The sequence below is a fragment of the Streptomyces sp. NPDC052773 genome, assembly GCF_044547145.1.
GTDB lineage: Bacteria > Actinomycetota > Actinomycetes > Streptomycetales > Streptomycetaceae > Streptomyces.
Map to the genome: position 1 here is coordinate 78,546 of NZ_JBITZX010000008.1, position 19,016 is coordinate 97,561.

The window sequence follows — 19,016 nt, forward strand, 5'->3', positions numbered from 1 at the left end:
GGGTGGGCGGGCTGGGCTGGCCGGGTGGTCGGGGCGGGATGGATGGTCGTCGGCGCCCCGCGCGGGTGCGGCGGAGCCGGTTGAGCCGGTGGAGCCCTTCCGCGCCCACCCCCGCCCCCGCCCGTTGTCACCGGCAGGGCCTAAGCTTCCGCTCATGCTGACTGTGGGGCTGACCGGCGGGATCGGGGCCGGCAAGAGCGAGGTGTCGCGGCTGCTGGTGGAGTGCGGCGCCGTGCTGATCGACGCCGACCGCATCGCGCGCGAGGTCGTGGCGCCCGGGACTCCCGGACTCGCCGCGGTCGTGGAGGCCTTCGGCGAGGAGGTGCTGGCCCCGGACGGCAGCCTGGACCGGCCCAAGCTCGGCTCGATCGTCTTCGCGGACCCCGAGAGGCTGGCCGTCCTGAACTCGATCGTGCACCCCCTGGTCGGCGCCCGCTCCCGGGAGCTGGAGGCCGCGGCGGCGGAGGACGCCGTCGTCGTGCACGACGTACCGCTGCTCACCGAGAACGGCCTGGCGCCGCTGTACGACGTGGTGATCGTCGTCGACACCGCCCCGGAGACCCAGCTCGACCGGCTCGTCCGGCTGCGCGGCATGACCGAGGAGGACGCCCGCGCGCGGATGGCCGCGCAGGCGACCCGCGAGAAGCGCCGGGAGATCGCGGACATCGTGATCGACAACGACGTACCGCTGGAGGAACTGGAGCGGCGGGTGAAGGACGTGTGGGCGGATCTGGTCCGCCGGGCCCGCGCGCCGAAGGAACCGGCGGGGGAGTAGCGGCACAGCGGCGCGGGTGGTGGTGCCGTGGGGAATAGCGGCGCCGCGCCACGGCGTTGAACGGGTGCAGCAAGGGAAGGAATTTGCCGTGCCCGAGATCAGCGGTTCGACCGGACCTACCCCGGAGACGCACGTCATCGACTTCCGTGCCGCCGAGCAGTTGCTCGCCGCGCGCGACCCGCGCGGCGCGGTGAAGCTGCTCGACGGAGTCATCGCCGCACACCCCGAGAACACCGCCGCGCGGCTGCTGCGCGCCCGCGCCTTCTTCGCCGCCGCGCAACTGCGACCGGCGGAGCTGGAGTTCACCATCGTGCTGGAGCGCGAGCCGGACAACGCGTTCGCGCACTTCGCGCTGGCCCGCACCTATGAGCGCCAGGGCCGCCCCGACCAGGCCAAGCGCCACTTTCGGCTGGCGGCGGCGCTGGACCCGAACCCGCGGTATCTGAAGGCGGCTCGTTTCGAGTAGGGCCTGGGGCGCTACCGGCGCCCATGGCTCTCCGGTGGCCGGTACGGAGGCACGTCGCGGCCGGGCTGGTAGTGCGGGCCCTGACGGATGTGGCGCAGGATCACGATCATGTCGATCGTGGCCACCAGCCACAGCACCCCGCAGGCGATCGCCCAGCCGACCCGCCCCACCAGGGCGAACGCGGCCGTGCCGAAGACGGCCCAGACCAGCCCCCACAGGCTCAGCCAGAACCGCGCCCGCAGCGCACTGCGCGCGGTCACCGGCTCACTGCCCGTACGCATCCGGACCACCACCCTCCTTGCAACCTACTCCTGCCCGCCACTCCGCTCCAGGGCGCCGCCGACGGCCCCGACCAGGGACTTCGACGGCCCGGCGTCACTCGAACGGGTGGCGTCGGGGGAAGTGGGAACGGGCGTGCGGGGCCGGGCCGTTGGCCTGTCATGGAGCTGAGGATGCGAGCGGGACATCAGGGGACGGGGCCGGGGCCGATCACCCCGGACGGCTGCGCCGTGCAGCTCTACACACGGCTTCCGATCGGGCCGGAGCCGGACATTATCGCCTCCGCGGTGCCGGCGGGGGCACACCTTCTGGAGCTGGGCTGCGGGGTGGGACGCATGACGCACCCGCTGCTGGAGCGCGGTTTCCGGGTGACGGCGGTGGACGAGTCCCCCGAGATGCTGGAGCACGTCCGCGGGGCGCGTACGGTCCTCAGCCCGATCGAGGACCTCGACCTGGGGGAGACCTTCGACGCGGTGCTGCTCGCCTCCTTCCTCGTGCACACCGGGGACGCCGAGGTGCGGCGCGGCCTGCTGCGGGCGTGCGTGCGGCACGTGGCGGAGGACGGTTGTGCGCTGATCCAGCGGGAGGGCGAGGACTTCCACACCGACCTGCCGCGCGAGCGGGTCGATCCCAGCGGCTTCACCGTGCGGATCGTGTCCTCGGAACCGGTCGGGGAGGGGGTGCGCTCGGTGCGCGCGGAGTACGAGTTCCCGGACGCGACCTGGACCCAGACGTTCCGGGCACGGCCGCTGACGAAGGAACAGTTCGAGGAGGCACTGTGCGAGGCGGGCCTCAGGGTGGACAGATACCTGACGGAGGACCGGATATGGGTGAGGGCGGTGCCGATGGGCGGGTAGGGGCGCGGTGGGCGGACGGGGGCCTGACCGCGGCCGTACAGGGGGCGTACTGCGGCGGGCGCAGGTCCACGGCGAAGTGCGGGCCCTACGGCGATGAGTTTCACGGTGGGCACGGGTCTACCTCTCCGACAACGGCACGGACCGCTTCCCGCAGGAGATCCCCATGTCCCAGACCACCGCTTCCCACGCAGCCGCCACCGCCACCGGCACCGCCCCCGTCGAGACCACGCGCGGTGGTCGCTGGGCCCGTATCGCCCTACGCGCCGTACAGGTGCTGCTGGCCCTCTTCTTCGGCATCGCGAGCGCGCTGCCCAAGCTGGTCGCGCACTCCTCGGCCGTCGAGCCGTTCGAGCGGATGGGCTGGGGCGACGCGGGGATGTACACCATCGGCGCGCTGGAACTCGCCGGAGCGGTCGCCCTGTTGATCCCCGTCCTGCAGTCGGTGGCGGCGCTGGCGCTGAGCGGACTGATGGTGGGCGCGTTCGTCGTCCAGCTCACCGTCTTCGACGGGGAGCACGCGGCGACACCGCTGATCCTGCTGTCACCGCTCGCCCTCGTCGCCTGGGTGCGACGAGGGCACACCGCGGAGCTGGTGCGGATGCTGCGGCCGGTGCGGCACTCGGCGTGACCGTGCGGTCATCGCCCTCCGGGGCGGCCTCCGAGGCCTCCGAGTCCACCGAGGCCGCGGAGGCGTTCCAGCTCGCGGCGGTCGCGCTTGGTCGGCCGGCCGGCGCCGCGGTCGCGGATGCCGGCCGGTGCCACGGCCTCGCGGGGCGGTGGCGGCGGGCTGTTGTCGATGTAGCACTGGGCGGCGACCGGGGCACCGACCCGCTTGCGGATCAGGCGCTTGACGACGACGATCCGCTCGCGCCCCTCCTGCCGCAGGCGTACCTCGTCACCGATCCGTACGGAGTGGGCCGGCTTGACCCGCTCGCCGTTCACCCGGACATGCCCGCCCTTGCAGGCGGCGGCGCCGAGGGAGCGGGTCTTGACCAGCCGTACCGACCAGATCCAGCTGTCGACGCGCACGTTCTCGCCGTTGGGGGGAGCCGCTGCCTCGGCCGCGGCGATCGCGGCGGCGACCTTGGGGTCCGGGGCGTTCTCGGAGTTCTTGGGCTCTGCGGAGCCGTGGGACCCGGTGGCCTCTTCGGAGCCGACGGCGTCCTCGGAGCCGACGGCGTCCTCGGAGGCCTCGGCGTCCTCGGACGCCTGGGAGGCCTGGACGCTCACGGGGGCGGGGCCCTCGGCCGCCCCGGTGTCGTCGTCGGCGCTCAGCCGGCGGATCTCCTGACGGCCGTCGCTCCTGTTCCTGTCCGTACGCTCGGAAGCCATGCCCCGACCTTAACGCCGTCGCCCGTACCGTTGAGCCATGGACAGCCTGGCCGACCTGGACGCGCGGATCGCGGGCTGCACGGCGTGCCCGCGGCTGGTCGACTGGCGGGAGGACGTGGCCCGCACCAAGCGCGCCGCCGTCGCGGACTGGACGTACTGGGGACGTCCCGTCCCCGGCTTCGGACCGGCGGACGCCCGGCTGCTGATCGTCGGCCTCGCCCCGGCGGCGCACGGCGGCAACCGCACCGGCCGGATGTTCACCGGTGACCGTTCCGGGGACGTGCTGTACCAAGCGCTGTACGACGTGGGGCTCGCCTCCCAGCCCACGTCCGTGCGCGCCGACGACGGCCTGGAGCTGTACGGCGTCCGCGTGACCGCGCCCGTGCACTGCGCACCACCCGCCAACAAGCCGACGCCCGGGGAGCGGGACACCTGCCGCCCCTGGCTCGTGCAGGAGCTGCGGTTGCTGCGCCCGACGCTGCGGTCCGTGGTCGTCCTCGGCGCCTTCGGCTGGCAGGCGGCGCTGCCCGCGTTCGCGGAGGCCGGGTGGACGGTGCCGAGGCCGCGCCCCGCGTTCGCCCACGGCGCCCACGTCCGGCTCACCGACCCCACCGACTCCACAGACCTCGGCGGCCCTTCCGCTCCCGACGGCATCGACCTCTTCGGCTGCTTCCACGTCAGCCAGCGCAACACCTTCACCGGCCGCCTCACCCCCGAGATGCTGCGCGAGGTGCTGCGCACGGCGGCGACCGCGGCCGGACTGCCGTAAGAGAGTGAGCCGGACCGCTGTGCGGAGCCGCGCCGGACCGCCGTGCCGGAAAACTCCGCGACACGATGTCCGCCACGGCGTTACGTTGCTCCGATGGCTCTCTACCCGGAGATCGAACCGTACGACCACGGCATGCTCGATGTCGGAGACGGCAACCGCATCTACTGGGAGAACAGCGGCAACCCGCGCGGCAAGCCCGCGCTGGTGCTGCACGGCGGGCCCGGTTCCGGCAGCCTGCCCTACTTCCGGCGCCTCTTCGACCCCGCCGCCTACCGGATCGTCCAGCTCGACCAGCGCGGCTGCGGGCGCTCGACGCCGCACGCGAGCGCCTACGAGACGAACATGAGCGTCAACACGACCGCGCACGTCATGGCGGATCTGGAACTGCTGCGCCGGCACCTCGGGATCGAGCGATGGCTGGTGTGGGGCGGGTCGTGGGGCTCGGTGCTGGGGCTGCGGTACGCGCAGACGCACCCGGGAGTGGTCTCCGAGCTGGTGCTCACCGGGATCGCCACCGGGTCGAACCCCGAAGTGGCCCTGATGACCCGGGGCCTGGGGAAGATCTTCCCGGAGGCCTTCGCACGGTTCGTCGCGCTGGTGCCCGAGGACGAGCGGGACGGCAACCTGGCGGCGGCGTACAACCGGCTGCTGGAGTCCCCGGACCCGCGGGTGCGGGAGCGGGCGGCGCGCGGCTGGACCGACTGGGAGACGGCGATCGTCCCCGCCCCGCCGCGCTCGGTGGAGCGCTACGAGGACCCCGTGTTCCGTATGGGCTTCGCCCGCACCGTGACGCACTACTGGGGCAACGACCACTTCCTCGGGGACGGCAACGACGAGGGGGTCGTGCTGCGCGACGCCCACCTGCTGAAGGGCATCCCCGGCACCCTCGTCCAGGGCGCCCTCGACTTCGGCAACCTCCTCGGCGTCTCCTGGCGCCTGCACCATGCCTGGCCCGGTAGCGAGCTGCGGATCGTGGACGAGGCCGGCCACAGCGCGGGCGCGCCCGGCATCGCGGACCTGCTGGTCGAGGCGATGGACGCGTACGCCCGGCACTAGAGCCCCACGCCGGCGCGGGCACCCGACCGCACCGGACTAACCTCCGGCTGGGAACCGGGGGGCCGCGGAGGGCTGGCCGACCCGACAGCTAGCTCTCGGGCGCCGTCCGATCCGTGCCCGCTCGATCCGGGCGCCAGACATAGCGCACGTCCGGTTCCCGCTCCTCGTTCGCGCTGCCGTCCGTCCACTCGACCGCGACGAAGCCGTGACGCTCGTAGAAGCGGTGGGCGGGCGTGTTGACCTGGAAGGTCCACAGGTCGAGGCCGCGCGGCCGGCGCTCCTTGGCCAGGGCGACGAACCGGTCGCCGAGGCCGCGCCCGCGCCAGTCGGGGGCGAGGTACAGCTGCGACAGCTCCGCCTCGTCGAGCACCATGACCCCGACCAGCCCCGCCCCGTCCGCGGCCTCGGCCACCCAGGTCTCCTGCCGTGGCACCACGACCGCCCGGAACCAGTCCCGGACCTCGTCGTCGGAGTGCGCCCGCACGACACCCGGCAGCGCGGCGGCGAAGGACCGCAGCCACACGTCGGCGGCGGGGAGGGCGTCGGCCGGCGCGGCCCGGCGCAGAGCGACAGCCGGCGTCACGGTCGTATCTCCCCGGGGACATGGGTGCCCGCCTGCTCCGGGACGACGGCGGTGGCCGTGATCTCCACGAGCTGACCGGTGTAGCCGAGGCAGGCCACGCCGATCAGGGTCGACGAGTGCGGTCCCGTGCTCAGCCCGGACGCCTCCACCACGTCCCACACCTGGGAGAGCACCGAGGGATCGCCGCTTACCACGTAGACGTCGGTCGCCACAACATGCGCCAAGTCACTGCCCGCTGCCTCCAGTTGCCGCTCCAGATTGGCCATCACCTGCCGAGCCTGCCGCACCGGGTCGCCCCCGCCGACCAGCTTCCCGTCGGCGTCGAGCGGGACGGACCCGGCGAGGAAGGCCAGCTTCGTGCCGGCCTCGATGACGGAGGCGTGCGAATAGCGCGGGGGTGGGAAGAGGCAGGGGACGGTGACGCGCTGGATCACGAGCGCTCCTGAGTCGGTCGGGACGTAGGCGGAAGTCGGTCGGGACGTAGGCCGAAGTCGGTCGGGACGTATGCGTGAGTCGATCTGGACATACGCCGTGAGCCGGTTCGGGACGTACGGCGTGCGATCAGTCGATCATCCAGGCATCGGGCCGCTCCCGCACCCGAATTCGGCCCGGGCTGCCACGTCGGCGCACGTCGTCCTTGCCGACGCCCCCCGTGCCGGGGCGACGACGCGCCCGCCGCCTGCGGAGCGCCGTCGTCCGCGCCTCGGCGGAACGCCGGGCCGCGGCGGCCGCGACGGCCCGGAACTCGTCGCCGCGCTCGGCGGCTTCGACGCGCTCGACGCGATAGAGGCGGATCTGCCGGGCCGTACGGAACAGGGGGTGGGGGCGCAGCAGGTCGGGCTCGCCGAGGAGCCGGCGGACCAGGGCGGCGGTCCAGCCCCGGGCCCGCAGCCCGGCCATCGACAGATGCGTCCGGGCTTCCCGCACCGGCTGGGCCCGCCGGAACTCCCGGACCTGCCGGGCCCGCCCAGAGCGCTCCGGCTCGCCGTCCCGAGGCGTGTCCTGCGGCGTGGTCGTCATCATCACTGTTCCCCCTGTCGTCATCACCCTGCGTGACGTACGACTTCATTGATAACGCGCCCCACTGACAATCGAGCCCGGCAAGCGAGCCGGCCGGCTCCTCAGGCGGCCCGCAGGAACGGCTCCCGGTCGCCCGCCACCTCAGCTCCCCGAACCGCCAGGACCCTGACTCTGTGTCAGAACCCGGCGCCCGCCCGCACCGAGGCCCTGCGCCCACACCACCGCGCGCACCCTGTGCGGCCGGCACGACCCGGTTACGCTGGCCTCCCCCGGAAGCCGGAGGGAGTCACCCAACCTCCACGTACGACCACCCGGAGCCCCCCATGCCCGCCCTCTCCGACTCCGCCTTCCTCGACTTCCTCGCCGACCACCTCGCCGCCCTCCCCACCGTCCAGGCCGTCTCCCTCGGCGGCTCCCGCGCCCAGGGCACCCACCGCCCCGACAGCGACTGGGACCTCGGCATCTACTACCGAGGCCCCTTCGACCCCGCCGACCTGCGCGCCCTCGGCTGGGAGGGCGAGGTCTCAGAGATCGGCGGCTGGGGCGGAGGCGTGTTCAACGGCGGCGGGTGGCTCACCGTCGACGGCCGACGCGTGGACGTCCACTACCGGGACCTCGACGTGGTGGAGCGTGAGATGGCGGAGGCCGAGCAGGGCCGCTTCCACATCGAGCCGCTCCTCTTCCACCTCGCCGGCATCCCCAGCTATCTGGTCGTCGCCGAACTCGCCGTCAACCGGCCCCTGCGCGGCACCCCGCCCCGCCCCGAGCGCTACCCGGACGCACTCCGCCGCTCCGCCGCCGCCCGCTGGCACGACACCGCCCGCGCCACCCTCGCCTACGCCGAGGCCAACCACGCCCCCGCCGCCCGCCGCACCGAACTGGCCGGCGCCCTCGCCGTCGCCGCGACCCAAGCGGCACACGCCGTACTGGCCGCCGCGGGGGAGTGGGTGACGAACGAGAAGCGGCTGCTGGAGCGAGCCGGACTGAACGAGGTGGACGGGATCATCGCGTCACTGTGGACGGCGAACGCGGACGCCATGGTCACGGCGGTCCAACGGGCGGAATCGCTCTTCGACGCGCGCGTGGAGGAAGCACGGGCTACGCGCGCGTGAGGCGTGGATTCGTCTCACCCCTTCCGTCACATCACCGAAACGTGCCCGTTCCATCCCCTCCAACAACACCCCCTACCGTGGGCACCACACCCACTGCCCGGCCACCGTCGCCCGAAGGCACACCCCCGCCCTCGTCTCGACAGGAGCCCTGTTGTCTCGTCTGTCCGTGCTGGCTCGTCGTCCGCTGTCCGCGCTGCCGCTCTGGCTCGCCCATGCGCTGAGGGCGCAGGGAGGGCCGGTGCCGTGGAGTGCGGTGGGGCGGGGGGCGCTGGCGGCGGGGCCGTTGGTGGCGGGGGCCCTGGTGGTGGGGCGGGGGACCGTCGGTGTGGTGGCCGCGATCGCGGCGATGCTCGCGGGGATCAACGACCGGCCAGGGAGCCGGCGGGCCGCGGTGCAGCGGCTCGGGGTGCCGGCGCTGGCCGGGGCGGCCGGGATGGTGGTCGGGACGTGTGCGGGGCAGTACGGCGGTGCGGTCGCTCTGATAGTCGTGCTGGCCGTGCTGGGGCTGGTCGCGGGGTGTGTCAGTGCCGTGGGACCCGTCGCGTCGGCCGCCGGGACCCAGGTGCTCGTCGCCTGTGCCGTGGGCGCCGGGATGCCGTTGCCCGAACCCGGGTGGCTGCGAGGTCTCGCGTTCCTCGGCGGAGCCGGGTGGCTGCTGGTGCTGCGGCTGGTGCTGCCGTCGCCGGGCGCCTTCGCGGGGGACTACCGGTTCGACGGGGAGCGCAGCGCCATCGCGGGGGTCTACGACGCCGTCGCCGACCTGCTGGAGGCCGCGGGCGGGCCACAGGCCATCGCACGGCGGGCCGCGCTGACCGCCGCCCTCGACCACGCCCAGGACGCCCTCTCCGGACCCCGGCTGCGGCGGTACGCCGGGTCCGGGGCCGAGCGGCGGCTGCACGCCCAGTACGCCGCCGCGCTGCCCCTCGCCGAGGCCGCCACCGCCCTCGCCTGGGCCGGGGAACCGGTCTCCGCGCGGGCCGCCGAGGCGCCCCGGCGGCTCGCCGCCGCCGTCCGCCGCACCACGCACACGGGACCCCTGCCCGCCCCCTCCCGCTCCGCGCCCGCCCTGCGGGCCCTGGACGACGCGCTGCTGCGGGCCGCCGAGGCCTTCGACCGCGGCGACCGCGGCGACGGCGACGCCCTGCACAGCCGTCGGCGCACCCTCCGACGGCTGCTGCGCGTCGCGTTCGGGACCGGCGGCCGGGAGTACGGCATGCGCGTCGCCCTCTCGTTCGGGACCGCCGCCGCCGTCGCCCAGGCGCTGCACCACGAGCACTGGTACTGGCTGCCCGCCACCGCCGTCTTCCTCGTCAAGCCCGACCTGGGACCGCTCGCCTCACGGGTGCTGTGCCGGGCCGCCGGGACCGTCCTCGGAGCGCTGCTGTTCGCCGGACTCGCCGCCGTGCTGCCGCAGCCCGCGGGGCTCGTCGCGGTCGTCACGGTCAGCGGGGCGCTGATCCCGGTCGCCACCCGGCACTTCGCCGCCCAGACCGCCGTCGTGACCGTCCTCGTGCTCGCCCTGGTGATGCTCGGCGGTGAGCCGCAGGCCTCCGCGAGCCGGATCGCCGAGACTCTGCTGGCCTGCGCGATCGTACTGATCGTCGGGCATCTGCCCATGCCGGGAGAGCGCGGCGGCGGGGTGCGCGCCCGGCTCGCGGCGGCCGGCGGGGCCGCGCACGCCTACCTCACCCATGTGATCGGCGGCTCCGCCGACCGGCCCGCGCGGTGGGTGCTGCGCCGCGAGGCCTATCGCACCCTCGCCGAGGCCCGTACGGCCATCGCCGTCGCCTCCGCCGAGCTGCCCGCCCTCGCCCGGCACACCGAGGGCGCCGACCGGGTGGCGGCCGTCCTGGAACGGCTCGTCGACACCGTCACCGCCTGCGCCGTCCACCTGGACGACACCGGGCGGCTCACCCCGCTCCACGTCCACCGGCTCGACCGGCTCCTCGGCGACCTCCAGCGAGCCGACGGCCTCGGGGTGCTGGGCGATCTCACCGGGGAACGCGGCAGGCTGCGGGCGAACGCTCTGCCCCTTGCCGGATAGTCGGACAGCCGGACAGCCGGACAGCCGGACAGCCGGACAGCCGGACAGCCGGACAGCCAGCCAGCCAGCCAGACAGCCAGCCAGCCGGATCAGCGGGAGCAGAGGACGAGTGGGGTCAGCGGGATGGTGTGAGCCGTCCCACGCGGGGTGACCGATCCCGGCACGGCCCTACTAGCCGAACCGCACCCACACAGGCGCGTGGTCCGAGCCCGCAGCGTCCCTCCGTACAGCCGGATCCTCGTCCACCGACGGCAGCCGGGGAGCCGTCTCCGCGGGCAGTCCCGTACCCGCGGCCTCGATCCGGCGGACCACGCGGTGACTGACGAGGACGTGGTCGATCAGCTCCCGGCGGCCGAAGTTGATCCGCGAGTAGCGCTGCTCGGCCGGGATGAGCGGGGCGACGTTCCACAGCCGGGCCGCGTCCCCGTCGTCGGCCCGGTCGAACCCGGGCGTGCCGATCTCCGAGCCGGGCGGGCCGAGCAGGATCTGTGTGGTCGCCGCCTGCACCTCGTCGTTCAGGTCGCCCAGCACCACCACGTCCCGTTCCCGGCCGTCGCCCACCAGCAGCGTGTCGGCCAGCGCGCGCAGCGCCGCCGCCTCGCCGGCCCGGCGGTGCAGCGCGTAGACGCCGTAGCGGGCGCGTTCGCCCTCGTCGTGCGGGTGGAAGCGGTTCACCGGGTACGACAGCAGCTTCGACTTCAGATGCGCGACCGCGGCGCTCACGCCCTCCGTCTCCACGGCCAGCAGACCCCGCCCCGCCGCCTCGGTGGTCTGCCCCGCGTCGTCGATCTGGACGGGGTGCAGGATGTCCGGCAGGGCCGTCGTGTCGGCCAGGAGGCGCAGGGGCGTACGGCTGAGGAAGCCGACGCGTATGCCCCGGCTGTCGGGATGGGTGGAGACCGCGGTGTGCCACTCGCCGTCGAGCATGCCGACCAGGTCGGTCAGCGCGACGGGCTCGCCGATCTCCTGGAGGCCGAGCAGGTCGGGGTCCAGCTCGGTGATCACGGCGGCGAGGGAGGCGAGCTTGGTCTCGTACGCGGTCTGGTCGCGCGGGCCGAACAGCCCGCCGGGCCGGTAGAGGTTCTCCAGATTCCAGGTGCCCACGAGCATGCCGGGCTCCTTTCGCAGAGCCTGGTGGCGGATGGTGGTGAGGCCGGGGCGGGTGCCCGGGCCGCCCCGCGACAGGGGCCGGAACCGGATACGCGGTCCGGCTCATGTCGCGGTACCACCCCGCCGTACGTTGGCGTGATGACGACTTCTCCCGCCGACCTCATCATCACGGGATGTACCGCACTTGTGCATGTCGAAGGCCAGGCCGACCACGAGCGGATCGGGTTCCGGGAGGACGCCGCGATCGTCGTGCGCGACGGTGTCATCGCCTCCGTCACCGACACCGCGCAGGTCACCGGGGTGCCCGCCGCCGAACGCATCGACGCGCGCGGGCAGGCCGCCCTGCCCGGACTGATCAACTGCCACACGCACGCGCCGATGGTCGCGCTGCGCGGCGTCGCCGAGGATCTGCCCACCGAGGAGTGGTTCAACGACGTCGTCTGGCCCGTCGAGTCCAATCTCACCGCGCGGGACGTCGAACTGGGCGCGCGGCTGGCGTGCGCGGAGATGATCCGGGGCGGTGTGACGTGCTTCGCGGACCACTACTTCCTCATGGACACGGTCGCCGCCGTCGTCGCGGAGTGCGGCCTGCGGGCCCACCTGGGCCAGGTCTTCTTCTCGTCCCAGGGACCGCAGGGGCGGGAGGACTCCCTGGAGCTCGCGCTACGGCACCAAGGTGGCGCCGGCGGCCGGATCACCACCGCCCTCGCCCCGCACGCCCCCTACACGGTCGACGACGCCGACCTCGCGATCACCGCCCGGCTGGCCCGCGAGCACGGTCTGCCCGTGCATCTGCACGCCGCCGAGAACCGCGACCAGACCGACGCCAGCCTCGCCCGGCACGGCGCCACCCCGATCGAGGTCCTGGAGCGCACCGGCCTGCTCGGCGCCGACACGCCGATCGACGTGCTGATCGCGCACGGCACCGGCATCACCGAACGCGACCTGCCCGTCCTGGAGCGGGCCGCCGGGCGGGTCGCCGTCGCGAGCGCACCGCGCGGGTACCTGAAATTCGCCTGGTCCACCACCACACCGGTACGGGCCCTCCGCGCGGCCGGTGTTCCGGTGGGGCTCGCCACGGACGGCGCCGCCTCGAACAACTCCCTCGACGTGTGGGAGTCCATGGCGCTCACCGCGCTCGTCCAGAAGTCCGCCGAGGGCGATCCCCGCTGGCTGACCTCCCGTCAGGCCCTGCACCCACGCCACGTTGCAGAGCGCCCGCGCGGTGGGTCTCGGCGGCGTCGTCGGCTCGCTCGCACCGGGGCACCGCGCGGACATCGTCCTCGTCGACCTGACCGGCCCGCACACCCAGCCCGTCCACGACCTCGCCGCGACCCTGGTGCACAGCGCCCGCTCCTCCGACGTGCGGACCACGATCGTCGACGGCCGCGTCCTGATGCGCGACCGCGAGCTGCTGACACTGGACGTGGCGTCCGTCGTACGGGAGTTGGGCGAGCGGCTGCCCGCGCTCCTCGACCGCGGGCACGGGCGGCGGGTCCAGACGTACGACACCTGACCGGCCGGCGACGGCCGTGGGGAATCCGCCGACCGTGGGGAATCCGCTCGAAAAATCTCGTGCCCGCGCGATGAGTTACGTCCCGGCCGCCGGTCATCCCTCCCGACGGACCGTTGCACAGGAGGGCTCATGGCGCTTCCGGAGCTCGTGGTCGCGGGAAGAGCGGCGCGCGAGGAACTGCTGGTGAAGCCTATGAGCGGGGCTTGGACGGCCTCGGTTCGACCACCAGCCTTCTGGACCTGACCGCCCTCGGTCGGCAGGAACCGTGGGAGGAACCCAAGGGGCGTGCGTCGGCTCATGGGGCGCATGCGGCCAGTGAGGCGGTGCGGTATCACGACGAGTGCGACGACTGACACGCCGGGTAGTGGAAACCACCCGTTTGCCGAGAGGCCGCTCACACTTCGCGGTGAACGAGTGCCAACTACGTCTCAGTCACGTCACTGAACGAGGCGTTTAGCTGCCGGGAGGCGTTAACTCATACACGTACGACGCTATCTGGAGGTGCAGGGTGAACGGGCGAACGGTGCTCGAGCGCTTTCCCGCCGGCGGTCCGCGTGGTTCGTGGCCGGCCGAGGAGTTCGCGCACGCACGACGTCTGGAGGGCATGCCGGCGGAGGTCGTCATGGACCTCTCGACGGACACGTTCCTGGTGATCGTCCGCGAGCCCGTCGCCGACGCTGCGGCGTGACCGCTGCGACGCAGTCTGCCGGTGCGCCGCCCGTCTTCTAGGCCGGTGTTCGCTGGGTGAACTTGTCCCCGCCCGCCGTGCGCATGGGTCCGCGTGGCGACCCGCGCGGCTGTGTGCGGCGAGCGGCTACGCGCTGACCACCTGGGACCACGTCGGTGTGGTGCCCGTGAGCCTGCACAGCGCGAGGTAGAGCGGGATCGGCGGGGTGTACGGAAGCTCGCCGTCCGGCCGGTGGATCAGGCGTGGGGCGTCGGGCGCGACCGCCCCGATGGCGTACCGCGCGGGCGCGGGCCATTCCAGTGCGTAGTCGGAGTCGGACGGGACCAGCCACCACCAGTGGGTGTCGTCGGCGTAGACGCATCCCACGCGGGGCAGCCGGGGCAGGATCTGCGGCCCGAAGGCGGCGGGCACCGCGACCGCGTCGCAGCCCAGCGGAACCGTCATCCCGTCGGGGACGGACAGCGGGCGAGGCGGGCCGGGGGCGTGCAGCTCGCGCCGCAGGCGGAGCAGCGTGTCCAGGCTGCGCACGCGCCCACCGCCGGACGCGGGCGTCACACACCCTCCCAGGCGCGGCCGCGGCCGAACGGAGGGACTCCCGTGGCCCCCGTTCGGCGGTGTGACTCGGTCCGCGCGGGCTGGTGCCCCGGAGCGGGCGAGACGCGGCCGTGCCCCTCGCGTGGCGGCAGGTCCTGCGCCTCCGTCTCCTCCTCGCCGGGACGGTCGTCCGTGCGGCCCGGCTTGGGCGGGGCGCCCCAGCCCAGGTCCGCGCGCGGGGCCTGTGCCTGGCGGGGCAACTCGGCCCAGACGAGCAGACCGGGGCCGTGTTCCTGGGCGCCCCAGGCATGGCTGAGGGCGTCGACGAGAAGCAGTCCCCTCCCGTGCTCCTCATCGGCCCGCTGCGGGGAGGGACAGGGCTCGCCCGGTGCGCACCCCTGATCGCGCACGGCTATGCGCACCAGGTCGTCGCCGTCGTGCAGCTCGCAGACGACGACGTCGCTCGCGGTGTGCACGATGGCGTTGGTGACCAGCTCGGACACCACCAGGGCGGCCGAGTCGCAGGTGTCCTCGCAGATCGACCAGCCGGTCAGCCGGGCCCGGGTGAGGCGCCTGGCCTGCGCGGCGGAGCCCGGGTGCGCGGCCAGCTCGAAGCGGAACCGGCGCTCGGCGGCGCCCCCGGAGGGAACGGCTTCCTCGCCCGCTCTCGAACCGGCTCGAGCGGGGAAACCCCCATCGGCGCCGAGGCCGGGAGGCCGGCCTGCGGCGGAGTCTGTTCCTAAGGGCGCGGACGGAATCACGCTTGCCACTATCTCCCCGGCGCGGACACTTGGCAAGCGTCACTCTGAAAATTGCAGAGTGCCGTATGACTCTCTGAACGGTCATGGCACACTGCTCGCAACAGCACGTCGCGCGGCGCCACTTGGGATCGCCGAAGGTCTGCCCCATTCGGATCCGGCAGTTTCCAGCCGATTCGGACGGGTTTTCGACCGGCCGATGCGGGCCGGTCGGGGCGGACTTTCGAATAGGTCTTCGAATGGCGCCGCCGGGCTGTCCGGAAACCCTTGACTGGAGGTGGAGCGTGAGCGAGCCGCGGTCCGCGCCGACGGTGGGCCAGGTCGTCCTCGGACGACGCCTGCTGGACCTGCGGGAACGCGCGGGGCTCAAGCGCGAGGACGCCGCTCGCGTCCTCCATGTCGCGCCCGCCACGGTCCGCCGCATGGAGACCGCCGAGGTCGCGCTCAAGATCCCGTACGTCCAACTGCTCCTTAAGGCCTACGGCGTTCCCGAGGACGAGGCCGAGGCCTTCGTACAACTCGCGGAGGAGGCCAACCGGCCCGGCTGGTGGCAGCGGTTCCACGACATCCTGCCCGGCTGGTTCTCGATGTACGTCAGCCTGGAGGGCGCCGCCAGCCTCATCCGCAGCTACGAACCGCACTTCGTCCCCGGCCTGCTCCAGACCGAGGACTACGCGCGCGGGGTCCTGACCTCGGGAGCCGTCGGCCAGACCCGGCCCGAGGACATCGAACGGCATGTCGCCCTGCGCATGCAGCGCCAGGAACTGCTCACCCGTCCCGACGCCCCCCGGCTGTGGATGGTGATGGACGAGACGGCCCTGCGCCGTCCGGTCGGCGGCCCGGAGGTGATGCGCGCGCAGATCGACAAGCTGCTCGAGGCCACGAAGCTGCCCCATGTGACGCTGCAGGTCATCCCGTTCTCCACGGGACCGCATCCCGGCACCTACGGGCCCTTCGTGCTGTTCCGATTCGCCGTGCCCGAACTCCCGGACATGGTCTACAGCGAGTACCTGACCGGCGCCGTCTACCTCGACGCGCGCGCCGAGGTGGCGACCCACCTGGAGGTCATGGACCGCATGGCGGCGCAGGCCGCTACGGCACAACGCACGAAGGAGATCCTGCGGGATCTCCGCAAGGAGCTGTGAATGGATCGCATCACGTCCCAGCCCAAGCCGAGGGTCCGCGCGGAGCGGATCTACAACGGCATGCCCGCGCGGGAGCTGGGCAGCGAGGGCTGGCACAAGCCGTGGAGCGGCGGCAACGGGGGCAACTGCCTGGAAGCGATGAAGCTCGCCGACGGCCGGATCGCCGTCCGGCAGTCCACCGACCCGGACGGGCCGGCGCTGATTTACACCACCGACGAGATGACGGCGTTCATCGAGGGCGCGAAGGCGGGGGTGGCGGACTTCCTGCTGTCGTGAACCGGCCTGTTTGTCTCTTCCTCCCTGCCTGATTCTCTGCTCGACTTCCTTCCCTCGGTACCGAATTGATCACTCAGTGCGCCCTGCGCGCCCCCAGACGCTTACGGAGTGCCGCATGACCGGGCAGGACCCCGCCGGCGCCATCCGGATCGACACCGCGAAACCGCACCCCGCGCGGATGTACGACTGGTATCTCGGCGGCAAGGACAACTACCCCGTCGACGAGGAGATGGGCCGGCAGATGCTGGCCCTCGACCCGCGGGTGCCGGTGATGGCCCGCGTCAACCGCGCGTTCATGCACCGGGCAACCCGCTGGCTCGTCGGGCAGGGCGTACGGCAGTTCCTGGACGTCGGCACCGGCATACCGACCGAGCCGAACCTTCATCAGATCGCCCAGGGCATCGCCCCCGACTCCCGGGTCGTCTACTGCGACAACGACCCGATCGTGCTCGCCCACGCGGCGGCCCTGCTGCGCGGCACCCCGGAAGGCGCCACCGAGTACCTCCAGGCGGACGCGCGCGACCCGGACGCCATTCTCGAAGGGGCCGGGAAGGTTCTGGACTTCGACCGGCCGGTGGCGCTGTGCCTGGTCGCGCTGCTGCACTTCGTCTCCGACGAGGACGGGGCGCACGACCTGGTACGGCGGCTGACGGCCGAACTGCCCTCCGGCAGCCACCTGGTGATCACCCACGCCACCGCCGACTTCACCCCAAAGGAGTCGGCCGCCGCCACCGCCAAGCTCAAGGCGGCGGGAGTGACGCTGGCGCTGCGCTCCCGCGCGGAGTTCACCCGCTTCTTCGACGGTCTCGACCTGGTCGACCCCGGTGTCGCCGTGGTCAACGAGTGGCGGCCGGAGCTGGGTGAGCCGGTGGCGGGGGAGGAGGACGGGGTGATCCCGGGGTACGGGGCGGTGGGGCGTAAGCCCTAGGGGGCGTCTCGTCGATCATGCCGGGCTCCCGACGCCTGGCACCGCGCCTCCCCGCGTTGTCGTCGGTCGCCGATGCTCCGCATCGACTCCCTCCTCCGCCTTGCGATGCACGGCACTAGACGCCGCTCGCTGATCCGGCCTGATCGACGAGACACCCCCTAGCGGCCATGCTGGGGGTTGGGGAGGGCGCTGCGGACGCCCTTCCCGAGGCTGGGGGAGGAGCGCTGCGGATGCCCCTCCCGGGGCTGGGGAGGGGGCGCCGCGGATGCCCCTCCCGCGCGGGACCCGCCTTTCCGCCTCTCCGTCGCGTCAGGGCGGCGGCAGCACCCCGCACAGCGCGTCCAGCGCCGCCCCGTACGCGTGCTCCGAGGGCGTTGCGTACCCCACGACCAGCCCGTCCACGGCGTCCGTCGTGGCCTGCGGGTGCCGGAACTCGGCGAGGCCGTCGAGGGCGATGCCCTGCCACGCGGCGGCCTTGACGACGGACCGCTCGGTGCCCGGCGGCAACCGCAGCACGGCGTGCAGCCCCGCCGCCACACCGGTGACCCGGATGTGCGGTGCCTGCTCGGCGAGCGCGGCCACGAGCCGGTCCCGGCGGCTGCGGTACCGCTGCCGCATCCGCCGCACATGACGGTCGTACGCCCCGCTGGAGAGGAAGTCGGCGAGGCTCAGCTGGTCCAGCACGCTCGCCCAGCCCTCCCGCTCGCCCTTGGCCGCGAGGACGCCGTCGACGTACCGCTCCGGCAGCACCATCCAGCCCAGCCGCAGCGCCGGCGACAGGCTCTTGCTGACCGAGCCCAAATAGATCACCCGCTCCGGATCCAGGCCCTGCACCGCGCCGACGGGCTTGCGGTCGTAGCGGAACTCCCCGTCGTAGTCGTCCTCCAGAACCACACCTCCACGCGCGCGTGCCCAGTCGACGACGGCGGCCCGGCGGGCCGGGTGCAGCGGACCGCCGGTCGGGAACTGGTGCGCGGGCGTGAGCAGGACGGCCCGCTCGCGCGCCAGCAGGTCGACCCGGGCGCCGTCCTCGTCGAGGGGCAGCGGCACCGTGCGGACGCCTCCGGCGGTCAGCAGGCCCCGGTGGAAGCCGAGTCCGTACGACTCGACGGCCAGGGGGCCGCGCAGGACGGCCGGGGCCCCGCTGTGGCCACTCGGGTGGAACAGCAGCCGCAGGGCGTGCGCGAAGCCGGAGCAGATCACGATCCGGTCCGGCTCGGTGCGGACTCCTCGCGCGCGGGCCAGGTACTCGGCCAGCGCCTCGCGCAACTCCCTGCGCCCCGCCGGATCGCCGGGCCCGAACACCTCGTTGGGCGCCTGCTGGAGGGCCCGCCGGTACGAGGCGAGCCAGGCCGCGCGGGGGAACGCAGAGGCGTCCGGGGTGCCCTGGCGCAGGTCGTGCCGGGGTCCACGCGCGCGTGGAGGTGCCTTTTTGGGCACCCGCGCGGTGCGCTTCAGAGGTTCGGCGCGCTCGGCGACCCGGGTGCCGGAGCCCTGACGGGCGGTCAGCCAGCCCTCGGCGACGAGTTCCGCGTACGCGTCCGCCACCGTGTTGCGGGCGACACCGAGGTCGGCGGCGAGCGAACGATAGGGCGGCAGCCGGGTGCCGGGTGTGAGCCGGCCACTGCGCACGGCCTCGCGCAGCGCCCGGATGAGCGCGGCCCGCCGCCCGCCCGGTCCCGACAGCTCAAGGTGCAGGTCGGCACCGATCCGCTCCGCCTCATTGACCCACGAATCCGCCATGGAAATGCACCCTACCGCCGGTCTT

Annotated in this window: 21 protein-coding genes and 2 pseudogenes; 14 read left to right on the top strand and 9 right to left on the bottom strand. The window is 73.5% G+C overall.

The genetic code is table 11. From position 1 onward, the window contains the following. Positions 1-154 precede the first annotated feature (154 nt). Both coaE and ACIG0D_RS19285 read left to right on the top strand, forming a co-directional pair. Positions 155-775, top strand: a complete 621-nt coding sequence (gene coaE, locus ACIG0D_RS19280) for a dephospho-CoA kinase (RefSeq protein ID WP_399802129.1) — start codon at positions 155-157, stop codon at positions 773-775. An 88-nt stretch (positions 776-863) separates the two neighbouring features. Next, entirely contained in the window at positions 864-1,241 is a 378-nt protein-coding gene (locus tag ACIG0D_RS19285) for a tetratricopeptide repeat protein (protein ID WP_399802131.1), read from the top strand. Between the two features lie 11 nt (positions 1,242-1,252). Here ACIG0D_RS19285 and ACIG0D_RS19290 read toward each other — a convergent pair whose 3' ends face one another. Then, positions 1,253-1,522 (bottom strand): DUF6343 family protein, encoded by a 270-nt coding sequence (locus ACIG0D_RS19290; protein ID WP_399802133.1) that lies wholly within the window; start codon positions 1,520-1,522, stop codon positions 1,253-1,255. Positions 1,523-1,693: 171 nt separating this feature from the next. On the opposite strand from ACIG0D_RS19290, the gene ACIG0D_RS19295 reads away from it, so the two are divergent. Then, positions 1,694-2,377: a class I SAM-dependent methyltransferase gene (locus tag ACIG0D_RS19295; protein WP_399802135.1), complete on the top strand. Its 684-nt coding sequence runs from the start codon at positions 1,694-1,696 to the stop codon at positions 2,375-2,377. Between the two features lie 163 nt (positions 2,378-2,540). Beyond that, the gene (locus ACIG0D_RS19300) at positions 2,541-3,005 is read left to right on the top strand and encodes a DoxX family protein (protein WP_399802137.1); all 465 of its coding nucleotides are present in this window, start codon (positions 2,541-2,543) and stop codon (positions 3,003-3,005) included. Between the two features lie 8 nt (positions 3,006-3,013). On the opposite strand, the gene ACIG0D_RS19305 is transcribed toward ACIG0D_RS19300, so the two are convergent. Then, entirely contained in the window at positions 3,014-3,607 is a 594-nt protein-coding gene (locus ACIG0D_RS19305) for an RNA-binding S4 domain-containing protein (RefSeq protein WP_399802732.1), read from the bottom strand. Between the two features lie 139 nt (positions 3,608-3,746). Here ACIG0D_RS19305 and ACIG0D_RS19310 point away from each other — a divergent pair, with 139 nt between their 5' ends. Together ACIG0D_RS19310 and pip are read left to right on the top strand one after the other, a co-directional pair. Further along, positions 3,747-4,478 carry a uracil-DNA glycosylase gene (locus tag ACIG0D_RS19310; RefSeq protein ID WP_399802139.1) on the top strand — a complete coding sequence of 244 codons (732 nt, stop codon included), beginning with the start codon at positions 3,747-3,749 and terminating at the stop codon, positions 4,476-4,478. A 93-nt stretch (positions 4,479-4,571) separates the two neighbouring features. Further along, positions 4,572-5,534: a prolyl aminopeptidase gene (gene pip, locus ACIG0D_RS19315; protein WP_399802141.1), complete on the top strand. Its 963-nt coding sequence runs from the start codon at positions 4,572-4,574 to the stop codon at positions 5,532-5,534. Positions 5,535-5,622: 88 nt separating this feature from the next. On the opposite strand, the gene ACIG0D_RS19320 is transcribed toward pip, so the two are convergent. The 3 genes from ACIG0D_RS19320 to ACIG0D_RS19330 all read right to left on the bottom strand — a co-directional run bounded on the left by ACIG0D_RS19320 (position 5,623) and on the right by ACIG0D_RS19330 (position 7,140). Beyond that, positions 5,623-6,117, bottom strand: coding sequence for a GNAT family N-acetyltransferase (locus ACIG0D_RS19320; protein ID WP_399802143.1), 495 nt, complete (start codon positions 6,115-6,117; stop codon positions 5,623-5,625). Beyond that, on the bottom strand, positions 6,114-6,551 hold the full coding sequence (locus tag ACIG0D_RS19325) for a RidA family protein (RefSeq protein WP_399802145.1): 438 nt from the start codon (positions 6,549-6,551) through the stop codon (positions 6,114-6,116). The genes ACIG0D_RS19320 and ACIG0D_RS19325 overlap by 4 nt, the downstream gene beginning before the upstream one ends. 127 nt (positions 6,552-6,678) lie before the next feature. Beyond that, positions 6,679-7,140: a hypothetical protein gene (locus ACIG0D_RS19330; protein ID WP_399802148.1), complete on the bottom strand. Its 462-nt coding sequence runs from the start codon at positions 7,138-7,140 to the stop codon at positions 6,679-6,681. 320 nt (positions 7,141-7,460) lie between these two features. Here ACIG0D_RS19330 and ACIG0D_RS19335 point away from each other — a divergent pair, with 320 nt between their 5' ends. Next, positions 7,461-8,249: a nucleotidyltransferase domain-containing protein gene (locus ACIG0D_RS19335; protein ID WP_399802150.1), complete on the top strand. Its 789-nt coding sequence runs from the start codon at positions 7,461-7,463 to the stop codon at positions 8,247-8,249. Between the two features lie 151 nt (positions 8,250-8,400). Further along, positions 8,401-10,293: an FUSC family protein gene (locus ACIG0D_RS19340; protein WP_399802153.1), complete on the top strand. Its 1,893-nt coding sequence runs from the start codon at positions 8,401-8,403 to the stop codon at positions 10,291-10,293. A 171-nt stretch (positions 10,294-10,464) separates the two neighbouring features. On the opposite strand, the gene ACIG0D_RS19345 is transcribed toward ACIG0D_RS19340, so the two are convergent. After that, the gene (locus ACIG0D_RS19345) at positions 10,465-11,403 is read right to left on the bottom strand and encodes an endonuclease/exonuclease/phosphatase family protein (RefSeq protein ID WP_399802155.1); all 939 of its coding nucleotides are present in this window, start codon (positions 11,401-11,403) and stop codon (positions 10,465-10,467) included. A gap of 138 nt (positions 11,404-11,541) precedes the next feature. Between ACIG0D_RS19345 and ACIG0D_RS19350 the strand changes: the two are divergent. From ACIG0D_RS19350 to ACIG0D_RS19360, 3 genes and pseudogenes are all read left to right on the top strand, one after another. Further along, positions 11,542-12,919 (top strand): annotated as a pseudogene (locus ACIG0D_RS19350) (amidohydrolase). A gap of 191 nt (positions 12,920-13,110) precedes the next feature. Beyond that, a pseudogene (locus tag ACIG0D_RS19355) lies at positions 13,111-13,272 on the top strand (DUF899 domain-containing protein); the annotation flags it as partial. A gap of 155 nt (positions 13,273-13,427) precedes the next feature. Further along, entirely contained in the window at positions 13,428-13,607 is a 180-nt protein-coding gene (locus tag ACIG0D_RS19360; RefSeq protein WP_399802158.1) for a hypothetical protein, read from the top strand. A gap of 126 nt (positions 13,608-13,733) precedes the next feature. Here the strand turns inward: ACIG0D_RS19360 and ACIG0D_RS19365 are convergent, their stop codons facing one another. Both ACIG0D_RS19365 and ACIG0D_RS19370 read right to left on the bottom strand, forming a co-directional pair. After that, entirely contained in the window at positions 13,734-14,135 is a 402-nt protein-coding gene (locus tag ACIG0D_RS19365) for a hypothetical protein (protein WP_399802160.1), read from the bottom strand. Between the two features lie 23 nt (positions 14,136-14,158). Next, positions 14,159-14,902: an ATP-binding protein gene (locus ACIG0D_RS19370; RefSeq protein WP_399802162.1), complete on the bottom strand. Its 744-nt coding sequence runs from the start codon at positions 14,900-14,902 to the stop codon at positions 14,159-14,161. 281 nt (positions 14,903-15,183) lie between these two features. Here ACIG0D_RS19370 and ACIG0D_RS19375 point away from each other — a divergent pair, with 281 nt between their 5' ends. The 3 genes from ACIG0D_RS19375 to ACIG0D_RS19385 all read left to right on the top strand — a co-directional run bounded on the left by ACIG0D_RS19375 (position 15,184) and on the right by ACIG0D_RS19385 (position 17,248). Then, positions 15,184-16,044: a helix-turn-helix transcriptional regulator gene (locus ACIG0D_RS19375; protein ID WP_365765448.1), complete on the top strand. Its 861-nt coding sequence runs from the start codon at positions 15,184-15,186 to the stop codon at positions 16,042-16,044. Then, a complete protein-coding gene (locus ACIG0D_RS19380; RefSeq protein WP_365765446.1) occupies positions 16,045-16,320 on the top strand; it encodes a DUF397 domain-containing protein in 276 nt (91 codons plus the stop codon). A 115-nt stretch (positions 16,321-16,435) separates the two neighbouring features. Beyond that, entirely contained in the window at positions 16,436-17,248 is an 813-nt protein-coding gene (locus ACIG0D_RS19385; RefSeq protein WP_399802166.1) for an SAM-dependent methyltransferase, read from the top strand. Positions 17,249-17,557: 309 nt separating this feature from the next. On the opposite strand, the gene ACIG0D_RS19390 is transcribed toward ACIG0D_RS19385, so the two are convergent. Then, the gene (locus ACIG0D_RS19390) at positions 17,558-18,991 is read right to left on the bottom strand and encodes a PLP-dependent aminotransferase family protein (RefSeq protein ID WP_399802168.1); all 1,434 of its coding nucleotides are present in this window, start codon (positions 18,989-18,991) and stop codon (positions 17,558-17,560) included. Between the last annotated feature and the right edge of the window lie 25 nt (positions 18,992-19,016).